General features: G+C 65.2%; 6 protein-coding genes and 1 riboswitch. Of the genes, 1 reads left to right on the forward strand and 5 read right to left on the reverse strand.

Annotated features, from left to right (window positions below):
* Positions 1-50: 50 nt before the first annotated feature.
* The 5 genes from DCO49_RS17560 to thiC all read right to left on the reverse strand — a co-directional run bounded on the left by DCO49_RS17560 (position 51) and on the right by thiC (position 9,149).
* Positions 51-2,924, reverse strand: coding sequence for a TonB-dependent receptor (locus tag DCO49_RS17560; protein ID WP_116865094.1), 2,874 nt, complete (start codon positions 2,922-2,924; stop codon positions 51-53).
* 49 nt (positions 2,925-2,973) lie between these two features.
* Positions 2,974-3,873 carry a helix-turn-helix transcriptional regulator gene (locus DCO49_RS17565; RefSeq protein WP_116865095.1) on the reverse strand — a complete coding sequence of 300 codons (900 nt, stop codon included), beginning with the start codon at positions 3,871-3,873 and terminating at the stop codon, positions 2,974-2,976.
* Positions 3,874-3,988: 115 nt separating this feature from the next.
* Entirely contained in the window at positions 3,989-6,301 is a 2,313-nt protein-coding gene (locus DCO49_RS17570; protein WP_116865096.1) for a winged helix-turn-helix domain-containing protein, read from the reverse strand.
* A 258-nt stretch (positions 6,302-6,559) separates the two neighbouring features.
* Positions 6,560-7,231, reverse strand: coding sequence for an ion channel (locus tag DCO49_RS17575; protein WP_116865097.1), 672 nt, complete (start codon positions 7,229-7,231; stop codon positions 6,560-6,562).
* A 121-nt stretch (positions 7,232-7,352) separates the two neighbouring features.
* A complete protein-coding gene (thiC, locus tag DCO49_RS17580; RefSeq protein WP_116865098.1) occupies positions 7,353-9,149 on the reverse strand; it encodes a phosphomethylpyrimidine synthase ThiC in 1,797 nt (598 codons plus the stop codon).
* 84 nt (positions 9,150-9,233) lie between these two features.
* Positions 9,234-9,335, reverse strand: a riboswitch (TPP riboswitch).
* Positions 9,336-9,473: 138 nt separating this feature from the next.
* Between thiC and DCO49_RS17585 the strand changes: the two genes are divergently transcribed.
* Entirely contained in the window at positions 9,474-11,051 is a 1,578-nt protein-coding gene (locus DCO49_RS17585; protein WP_116865099.1) for a BCCT family transporter, read from the forward strand.
* Positions 11,052-11,272 lie beyond the last annotated feature (221 nt).

An 11,272-nucleotide genomic window follows, 5' to 3' on the forward strand; every position in this document is an offset into this window, starting at 1 on the left:
GGACCTTGCGGTCCGCCCTCCTGTGTTGCGTGTTGCGACGCTTCGATGGATCAGAAGCGCTGGGTGTACTTCATGTACAGGAAGCGACCCACGTCGAAGCCACCGTAATAGGCGAAGTTCGAGTTCGGCTGGGTGAACATGATCGGACCCTTGTGGTCGAACACATTGTTGGCGCCCAGGGCGATGGTGGCATCCCACGGAGCCTTCCAGTTGACCTGCAGGTCGTGGAAGGTGTTGGAGCCGGTCTTGCGCAGCGGTGCACCTTCGCCGTTCTGCAGACGGTCCGGCAGATCGCACGGACGGTTTGCAACGCAGGCTTCGTTCATGCCCGAATAGTAACGAGCGGTGTAAGCCACACCGAAGTCACCCAGCGACCAGGTTACGCCCACGTTCGAACGCACGCGGAACAGGCCCGCTTCGCCAACACGGCCGATGGTGATGGAATTGCCGTCGGCGTTCTGGCCCTGCTCGTCGTACTTGGCCAGGTAGCTGGTCTGCCAGTCAATGGCGAACTGACCGATAGCCATTTCCGGCAGGCGGTACTTGATGCCCAGGTCGTAGCCCTGCGTTTCCATCTGGCCGAGGTTGGCCAGACCGTAGGTCATCGAGTTGATGTGGCCGTCAGCAGCGCGGGTGTGCGAACCGCAGCGCGAGGCATCGCCCAGCACATAGCAGTCACGCAGGATACGGTCGACGCTGTCAGCGATGATCATGTCGCTGATTTCGTACTTGTACCAATCCAGCGAGATGTCCAGGCCCTGCACCCAGCGCGGGCTCCACACCAGGCCCACCGTCGTGCTCTTCGAGGTTTCCGGGGTCAGGTTCGGGTTGGCGCCGGAGATGAACTGGTCCGGGGTCGCGCAGGGGGTCGAGGTGCACGGGGTCAGGCCCTGGCCCAACTGCGTGAAGCCAACCGGAACACCGCCGGCCGAGCAGGCAGCGTTGCCGTTGACGGAGCCCGGCGCGGTGATGCCGCACGGATCAGTGTAGGACTCGAAGCTGCTGCTCAGACCGCCATACAGATTGTCGATGGTCGGGGCACGGAAGCCCTCGGCCCAGGTACCGCGGACCAGCAGCTCATCCATCGGACGCCAGGTGAACCCGAACTTGGAATTCAGCGTGTCACCGAAGTTGCTGTAGTCCGAGTAACGGGTGGCGGCATTCAGCGTCAGTTCCTTGGCGAACGGCACGTCGCTCAGGACCGGCACGTTCAGTTCCAGGTAGACCTCATCGAGCGAGTACTCGCCCTGGGTGGTCTGCGCGCCCAGGCCGGTCGACTGCCCCGACTGTGCGAAGGCGTCCGGCGAGAAGCGGCCTTCTTCCTTGCGGTGCTCGACGCCGACCGCGAAGCCGAGGTCACCGGCCGGCAGGGTCACGATGGAACCGGCCAGGTTGGCGGTGAAGCTGGTGGTCTTGGTCAGGCCGGTGTCGGTGAAGTACGGGAACAGGAAGTCCTGCGTGGCCTGATCAGCCAGCGAGCCTGCACCTGCAACGCCGAACGGAAGCAGCGGGTTCCACGGGCGGCAGTTGCTGGTGGCGATCGCGTCGGCCATGCTGGTGCCGCATCGTGCTACGCCGTCTGCACCAATGAAGGATGGGCCCAGCGCCTGCTCGGAAGCGATCAGGCTCATGTCGCCGTGACCACGCTTGGTGGTTTCGTTACGGTTCCAAAGCGCGCCGACGTCCCAGTCGAAGGTCTTGCCGGCGAAGTCGAAGAAGCCGCTGATGGTCGGAGCAAAACGCAGGGTCTTGACCTGGCTGTCCGTGGTACGCGGAACTTCCCACAGGCGACGACGGAAGGTCAGGTCTTCGCCGGTCGGGTTGAACGCGCTGTCAGCCGACAGCGGAGTGCCGAAAGACGCAGACTGGTACGGGTAGCCGGCAATCTGCTGAGTGGTATTGCGCTCGTTGTACAGGACATCTGCATTGAACGCGATCGAGTCGGTGAAGTCGTAATTGCCGTTGACATACAGCGACTTACGCTCGATACCGGTCTGCACCATCATCTGCTGGTTGGCATTGACGGCGTCGGCACTGGTCTCCAGGCGGTAATCGGCGCGGTTGGCCGGGTTGCCACCGTCGCGCAGCGTGTACCAACGCTGGGCGCTCGGACCGACGTAGCCGGGGTCGCCCTGCTCCAGATCCGGGGTTACGCAGGGATCGCAGAATGCACCCTTCTGGTTGATCGGGCTGTTGCCGGAGCCGGGGTAGTTCGGGCCCGCGTTGCCATCACGGCTGAACCAGCGATTGCGCGCCCAGACCGGATCCTGCTTCGAGTACTCGGCCGAAAGCGTGACGCCACCACGCTCACCGACGCTGCCCAGGGTGAAGGCGTAGGTGGTGGTGTCACCGTCGCCCTGGCCGTACTGGCCGACGTAGACGCTGGCTTCGGCGCCGTCGACGCGCTTGCGGGTGATGACGTTGACGACTGCGGCGATCGCGTCCGAGCCGTAGATGGCCGAAGCGCCGTCCTTCAGAATCTCGATGCGCTCCACAGCGGCCATCGGAATCTGGCTCAGGTCCTGGTAGCCGGCAGTGGTCGCGCCCAGGCGCTTGCCGTTCATCAGCACCAGGGTGCGCTGGGCACCCAGGTTGCGGATGTCAACATAGTAGCCGCCGACGTTCTCGCCCGATGCCAGCGACTCCGAACGGGAGATGGCCGGCGAGCCTGCCGAGGTGAGGTTCTGCAGCACATCGGCCACGGAGGTGTAGCCCTGCTTTTCCAGGTTTTCACGGCTCAGCGTCACGATCGGCTGCTGGGTCTCAACGGCGGCGCCGCGGATGCGCGAACCGGTGACCGAAATGCGATCGAGGTCGGTGGTGCCAGAAGCCGCTTCCTGTGCGGAAGCAAACGCCGGCGTCAGCGCCAGCGCAATGCCGGCCGGCAGGAGGCCGAGCCGCACTGCGGGATTACGGAAGTTCATCAATCTCTCCAAGGTACGTGTTAGCAGCGTGTTAAAACACCCCAGCACGTTACGATTGCGTTGCAGCGCTGTATTTGCGCGACACACCCGGAGACTTTGCCGATTGTGGCGGAAGCTTCGCGCCGTTTTCACGAAAACGCGATGCGGAGGTGCCATAGCGCGCACGGAAGGCGCGGGCAAAGCTGCAGCAGTTGTCGAAGCCACTGGCCGCCGCCACTTCGCCGACCATCATGTCGGTGTCGCGCAGCAGATCCGCCGCACGTTCCAGCCGCAGGCGCGCCGACAGCGACTGCGGGCTTTCCTCGTACAGGCTCTGGAAGGTCTTGGAGAGATACCAGCTGGAGAAGTTGGTCAGCTCGGCCAGTTCGCCGATGCGCACCACGCGGTGGCTGTTGCCTTCCAGGTACAGGCGGGCGCGCTGCATGCGGCCGAACACCTGGCGCTTGCGGCTGCGCGAGCGGCCCGGGCAGCGCTGCACGTTGTCGGCCAGGCTGCGCTGCAGACCGGCCAGGTGCAGCAGCAGCGGACGCAGCGACGGCGCCGGCAGGCCATTGGCCAGTGCCTCACGCCACAGGCGCAGGCCGACGCGGGCGTCGCTGCGGCTCATCCGGCCACGGCCGGCGTACAGACCGCAGTCGGCCATCTCGGCCAGCACCCGCAGCGCCTCGGGGTTCAGGCTCAGGCCCACGCACAGGCCATTGCGGCCGGCCTGCACCAGCGGGCGCGACTCCTTCTCGAACGCGATCCACTCGCCCTGACGCAGCCGGAACCGGCCTTCCTTCGCTTCCACCCAGGAGGTGCCGCGCACCTGCATCCACACAGTGAAGTTGACGCCGGCGGTCTGCAGGCTGCCCAGGCGGGCAACGCCCAGGCAGGTCGGGGCTACATCGTCGACGGCCTTGTCGAGGGACACGGTTTGGCCGCGATCGGCCAGGGAGAGTTGACGCATGAGGGCACCACGGATTTGCCAAGTACAGGCCTCCGTTTTGCCCAATCAGGTGCTTCCGCGTCAGGAAAGTCTGACGAGATCGCCACGAATTCGCGACGAGAGTGGCACGAAGAAATTACGAAGGCCCATTGTCTTTGAAGATCAACAACTTGCTGAAGGCAGGAAATAACGACGGCGCCGCCTTGGGCAGGTGCATGACGCCGATGTCGGCCCCGTCGGTCACGGCCAAGGCCAGGTACAGGTCACTCCCATCGGCGCTGGCGCTCAGGCCGTTGCCGGCACTGAGCCGCTGCGCGTCGAGGCAGCGCTCCGGATCCTCCTGATTGCCGCGCAGGCGCACCAGGGTGGTGGCGCAGGCATTGCTGGTGCCGAGGTAGTCCACAGCGCCCTGCCCGGCCACGGTCCAGGTCCGGTAGCGCCAGCGGCTGGGCCGGTCCTGGCTGATCTGCTGGACGCTGGCCAGGTCCAGGGCCGGATTGATCGACCACAGCCCGCTGGCCGCCAACCGGGTGAACACCACCCGCCCACCGCTGCGGTCGAAACGCGCCTGGGAGACGCCTTCCACGCTGGCCAGGCGTCGCCACGGCTGGCTGCTGCGGTCGAACAGGCTCAGGCGGGTGTGCTGGTCCGCGTCGCGCTCGAGCACCAACAGCTGGTCCGGGCCCGCCCCGTACAGCACCTGCAGGGGTTGCTCGACCGGCACCGGCAGCAGCTGCAGCCGCTCGTCACGGGGCGCGATCTCATAGACCACGGCCTTGCCGTGGTCATCGCGGCCCACCACCAGCACCTGGCGGCTGTCCTCGGACCAGTCCGGGGCCTGCCGGGCTTCCGGGCGCAGGCCCTCGATCGGCCGCAACGAATCGGGCCGCTGCAGATCGGCCCACCACAGCGCGAAGCTGCCGGAGCGGTCGGAGCTGAAGACCAGCTGGTGGCCATCGGGAGCCAGCATCGGCTGGGCGTCACGACCGCTGGAGGCAAACAGGCGCTCGCTGCCACCAGTCGCTGACATCCTGAACACGCCAAACTGGGCGCGCCGGTGCACGAAGGCCAGCATGTCACCGCGGCGCGAGACCGCCGGCCACTGCGCATCATCCAGGCCGGCGTCACGCAGGGTGCGCCGTGCCACGTCCAGGTAGTACAGACGGGCTTCGCTGTCGACGCGGCGACCGAACACGATGGTGCGGCCATCGCCGAGCCAGGCCCAGCCACGCAACTCGGCCGATTCATTGGTCAGCTGTTCGGGCGTGCCGCCCGTGGCCGGCATGCGCCATAGATCGCCCAGCTGAGGATTGCGCACGAACACCAGCCAGCGGCCATCGGGCGAATAGCGCGGCGCGTAGTCGAAATCGTCCTCGTCCACCGCGTAGTCGATCGCCCGCCACTGCCCGGTGGGCAGATCCAGCACGCGGATGCCGCGATGCGCGTAACGGCCGACCATGCTGCCGAACACCAGGCCACGGCCGTCCGGCGTCCAGTCAAAGCTCAGCAGTTCGGTGCCATCGCAGCGCGTGGCCTGGCGCAGCGCGCCGCCGGTGGCACTGGCCACCAGCACCTGACAGCTGCCGTTGGCACCAAAACGCGCAAAGGCGATTTCGCGGCCATCCGGTGACCAGGTCGGGAAACGATCGTTGGCGCCTTCCGGCGGCGACAGCAGCTGGCGTGCCGGCGCGTTGCCCGAAGTCTGCACCTTGATCGCGTTGCCGCCCTTGCCGTCCTCGTTCGCGCCTTCATAGGCAACCTGCGAACCGTCCGGCGACAACGTGGGATAGGTCTCGAAACCAGCCGTGGCGGTGATCAGGCGATACGGACGTTCGGGACTGCCGATCACGCGGGTGCCATCTTCCACTGCGGCATCCACCGGCGAACTCACCGGCGACGGACGCCGCACCAGCAACACCGTCAGCACCAGCAACGCGAGCAGCATCGCCACGCCCAGCGCCAGCAGCAGGCGACGACGCCAGTAACGCCAGCGACGGCGCGCCGCCGCGTTCGCTGCCGGCTGCAGCACCGCCACGGGTTCATCAGCGGCGGGGGCTTCGGGAGATGCTGCATCCTCCGCACTTTCACGCGCGGCATCTGACAGCACCTGCACCGGCACCAGCAATCGATAGCCGGTCTTGGCGATGGTCTCGATGTAGGTCTGGCCGTTGTCCTGGTCGCTGCTGAACGCCTTGCGCAGCTGCGTCACGGCCTGGGTCAGCACATCATTGGTCGGCAGCGTATCCGGCCACACTTCCGCGAACAGTTCTTCGCGGGTGACCACGCGGCCCGGCTGCCGCAGCAGCACGCGCAGCACGCCCAGCGCTTTCGGGGTGAGCCGGCGCGGTCGACGCGCACCCACGACATCAACCTCGCGCGAGGACAACGTCACGGTGCAATCGCCGATCCGTATGCGGTCGGCTTCAGGCGGCTGGGTTTCGCTGGTCATGTGTTGCTAAAAGTCTGAAACGGGCCACGGAGGCAACTGCCAATCGACACGATTCCGTCCGAGGCACAGCGAGAAGCCAGATTCCGCAAAAAGCATCGGCGCATACCGCAAAAAAAACTAAGCCGACGAATATTAGCCTATGCAGGTTACCTCGCCTATGCGTGGTCGACATCAGGCTCTCTCTCGCCGACGCATTCACATAAGCTGCAACATCATTCGCGCCCCTTTGGGCGCGAAATTTTTATCTGGGGTTCATTTTCAGAGCCGCCGGATCATGGTCAATCCGACCAGTCGCGAAACCACCAGAGCGACGTACATGACACCGGAAAACTGCTCCAGCATGACCAAAGCGCGTGCCTGTGGATGCAGCGGAACGACGTCGCTGAGCCCCACCCCGGACAGCAAGCTGAAGCTCAGATAAAGCAGTTCCATCCAAGTGCGCTGCGGACTCTCTCCACTGCCCTGGAAACTGCCCGGATACCACTGCTGGCAGACCGCAAATGCGAACGCGAATCCCCACGCAAGCAACGTGAACGTAGCACCAACGGCAAACAGTTCATCGCGGGTGACCTTATGGTCCTGCAGCATGTAGGCGATCAACGCGCCTGCCGTATAGAAATACAGCAGGCTTTCCAGAAGCTGCGCTGCGGTTCCGAGCGCGGGTCGGTCCAGCAGTGCCGCGGCAATGGAAAACACCACCGACGGGATCGCCAGCACCAGCGCCAGCCACGTGCCCAGCGGGCTGCGCTGCACCACCCACAGCGCAAGCCCCAGCACCGCCATACCGAACACACCCAACGCGGCGCGCCCGCCTGCGGTGTCATCCAGTGCCGGATACAACATCACCGCGATCAGCTGCGCGCCCAGCAACCAGGCCGACGGATGACGGCGGGCGATGGCCAGCCAACGGGTGGTGATGGCAACGGGCATGGCGTCCTTCCCCTGTGTGGTGGCGCGAGGATAGCCGGTGCAGCGTGGATGCGTGGTGGTAGCGCCGGGCCATGCCCGGCGGTTTCCACAGGCCGCTCCGCTCGCCGGGCATGGCCCGGCGCTACCGCTGCCACCCCGCTTCGGCATGGTCACGCACATCCTGGGTGATCTTCATCGAGCAGAAGTTCGGACCGCACATGGAACAGAAGTGCGCCTGCTTGTGCGCATCCTTCGGCAGCGTCTCGTCATGGAACGCCTTCGCTTTTTCCGGATCCAGGCCGAGGTGGAACTGGTCTTCCCAGCGGAACTCGAAACGCGCCTTGCTCAGCGCGTTGTCGCGCACCTGCGCACCCGGATGGCCCTTGGCCAAGTCTGCCGCATGCGCGGCGATGCGGTAGGCCATGATGCCGTCGCGCACATCCTGCCGGTTGGGCAGGCCCAGGTGTTCCTTCGGCGTGACATAGCAGAGCATGGCCGTACCGAACCAGCCGATCATCGCCGCGCCGATGGCACTGGTGATGTGGTCGTACCCCGGTGCGATGTCGGTGGTCAGCGGCCCCAGCGTGTAGAACGGCGCTTCGCCGCATTCGTGCAGCTGCTTGTCCATGTTTTCCTTGATCAGCTGCATCGGCACGTGGCCGGGTCCTTCGATCATGGTCTGCACGTCGTGCCTCCAGGCGATCTTCGTCAGTTCGCCCAGCGTTTCCAGCTCACCGAACTGCGCCGCGTCGTTGGCATCGGCGATGCAGCCCGGGCGCAGGCCATCCCCCAGCGAGAAGGTCACGTCGTAGGCCTTCATGATTTCGCAGATGTCTTCGAAATGCGTGTAGAGGAAGTTCTCCTTGCGGTGTGCCAGGCACCACTTGGCCATGATCGAGCCGCCGCGGCTGACGATGCCGGTGACGCGCTTGGCGGTGAGCGGAACGTAGCGCAGCAGCACACCGGCATGGATGGTGAAGTAGTCCACGCCCTGCTCGGCCTGTTCGATCAGCGTGTCGCGGAAGATTTCCCAGGTCAGCGCTTCGGCGCGGCCGTCGACCTTCTCCAGCGCCTGGTAGATCGGCACGGTGCCGATCGCCACCGGCGAGTTGCGGATGATCCACTCGCGCGTTTCGTGGATGTGCTTGCCGGTGGACAGGTCCATCACCGTGTCGCCGCCCCAGCGGATGGCCCACACCAGTTTCTCCACTTCCTCGGCGATGCCCGAGGACACCGCGCTGTTGCCGATGTTGGCGTTGATCTTGGTGAGGAAATTGCGGCCGATGATCATCGGCTCGCTTTCCGGGTGGTTGATGTTGTTGGGCAGCACCGCGCGCCCGCGGGCGATTTCATCGCGGACGAATTCGGCGGTGATGATGTTCTGGATAGAGGCGCCGAACGACTGCCCCGGATGCTGCTGCAGCAGCGCCGCATCGCGGATCGCTTCGAACCGCTGGTTCTCGCGGATGGCGACGAATTCCATTTCCGGCGTGATGATGCCGCGCCGCGCGTAATGCATCTGGGTGACGTTGGCACCGGCACGCGCACGCCGTGGCAGGCTGCGTGCGCGGAAACGCACGAGGTCGAGCTTCGCATCGTGCTCGCGGTCTCGACCGAATGCCGAGCTCAGGCCATCGAGCTGTTCGGTGTCGCCCCGCTCCTCTACCCAGCCGCGGCGCAGCGCCGGCAGGCCTGCGGAGAGATCGATCCGCACATCCGGGTCGGTATAGGGGCCGGAGGTGTCGTACACCGTGACCGGCGCGTTGTCGCCGCCGCCGAACAGCACGGGCGTGCGGGACAGCACGATTTCGCGCATGGGCACACGCAGGTCAGGTCGCGAGCCCGACACATGGATCTTGCGCGAACCGGCAATCGGCTGGGTCACCGATTCGGAGAGTTGCTGGGCCTGCTGCTGCAGGGCGGAGAGCTGTGCGTTCATCGGGCATCGTCCAGGAAAGGTCAGGGACGAAGCGGCGGCGCACTGCGCACCGCGCCCGGACGGTCCTTGGGCGGACTCCGGGCGCGGCTGCACTGCAAAGCTTCCCTACGCCGGTATGAGCCGGATCAGGTTCCAAGGGACTATCTCAACCGCGACCACCAGGCCGCGGTACCCCCGCTTCTTGCCGCGCATTAGAGCACAGAGCGCCCATCGTTAACGGAGCGATGACATTCCGTTCAGTAACGTGATGCGGTGCCGCATGCGCGGCCATCGCTGCAAGCTCTGGCTCGCTCCCCTCAATCCCTTGATCGGAGAAGCTCCTTCATGGTGTTTCGCGCTTCCATCGCACTGGTGCTCGTACTGGTACTCCTTGCTGGTTTCGCGCCCGGCCCTTTCAATACCGTGGTGCAGTCGGTACTGGCCGACGTCATCCGCAGCGTCGGCTGGCTCTATCTGCTCGTCGTGTTCCTCGCGCTGACCTTCCTGATGTATCTGGCCTTTGGCCGCTTCGGCAATCTGCGCATCGGCGGCGAAGACGCCGAACCCGAGTTCTCCCGGGCCAGCTGGATGTCGATGCTGTTCGCCGCCGGCATGGGCATCGGCCTGGTGTTCTGGGGCGCGGCCGAGCCGATTTCCCACTTCACCAAGCCACCGGAAGGACTGGCGCCGCAGAGCATGGAGGCTGCGCGCGCATCAATGCGCTATGCATTCTTCCACTGGGGCCTGCATCCGTGGGCGATTTATGCATTGATCGGCCTGGCGATGGCCTGGTTCCAGTTCAACCGCAATGGGCGCGGACTGGTCAGTGACATGCTGCAGCCGATCATCGGTCGCCATCATCGCGGCTGGATCGGCACGGTGGTGAACGTCGCCGCCGTGGTCGCCACCGCGATCGGTGTCGCCACCACGCTGGGCTTCGGCACCATCCAGATCGCCGCCGGCATCGAGCGCGTGTTCGGGCTCCAGGCAACCGTTGCCGTGCAGATGACCATCATCGCGGTGGCGTTCGTGCTTTACATGGCCTCCACCGCCAGTGGTGTCGAGCGCGGCGTCAAGTGGCTGTCCAATTTCAACCTTGCACTGGCCGCACTTCTGGCAGCCATCGTGCTCGTACTTGGCCCAACCGGCTTCATCTTTGATACGTTCACTACCACGCTGGGTTCCTACCTCAACCAACTGGTGACCATGAGCCTGCGCATGTCGCCATTCTCCGGCAGTACGTGGGTGGCGGACTGGACCATTTTCTATTGGGCCTGGTGGATATCCTGGGCACCGTTCGTGGGCTCGTTCATCGCACGCATTTCCCGCGGGCGCAGCGTGCGTGAGTTCGTCATCGGTGTCGTGCTGGCCCCAACGGTGCTGGGCTTTTTCTGGTTCTCCATATTCGGCGGCACGGCACTGTGGGCAGAGATCTTCGGCGATGCCAATCTGGTGCAGGCGCTGGGCAATGGCTACGAGACGGTGCTGTTCACCCTGTTCGACAGCATGCCGATGCCGTTGCTGCTTTCCTGCGTGGCACTGGTCCTGCTGATGATCTTCTTCGTGACCTCGGCCGATTCGGCGGTACTGGTGCTGGCCAGCATGTCGACCGACGAAGCGGGCGATCCGCCGCTGAAGCGCAAGCTGGCCTGGGGCGTAGCGGTGGCATTGGTCGCGGCGGCCCTGCTGCTGGCCGGCGGCCTGGATGCACTGCAGGGCATGATCACGATCGCGGCGTTGCCGTTCGCGCTGCTGATGGTGCTGGTGATGGTGTCGCTGTACCGGGTGCTGGACGAGGAGTACACGCGGGAGCGGCGGCAAGCGCAGCGGCAGCGACGCATGATCGATGCGTGGATTGCGCGGGAGATGGCAGCGCAGGAGGAGACGCAGGCGGAGGCGGCGCGGGCGCAGGATCAGGGTTGAGTGTGTTTCTGCAGGGCTTGCAGCCCTGCACCTGCTCAATGCAACGGCAACGGCCGAAGCAAAAGCGGCTCTGGGTTGCTGCTGGTTGTGCGGGGCGGTGTGGGCGGGCAGGACACGCCGTAAACCCGTCCATGGGGGCTCCTAGGCGCCATCCATGGCGCCTGCGGTCCTGCCCTCCCACACCGCCCCACCCCCGACAGTTTCTCGGTGACGGTTGGTTT

This window comes from Stenotrophomonas sp. SPM (assembly GCF_003105135.1).
In the GTDB taxonomy this organism is placed as follows: domain Bacteria; phylum Pseudomonadota; class Gammaproteobacteria; order Xanthomonadales; family Xanthomonadaceae; genus Stenotrophomonas.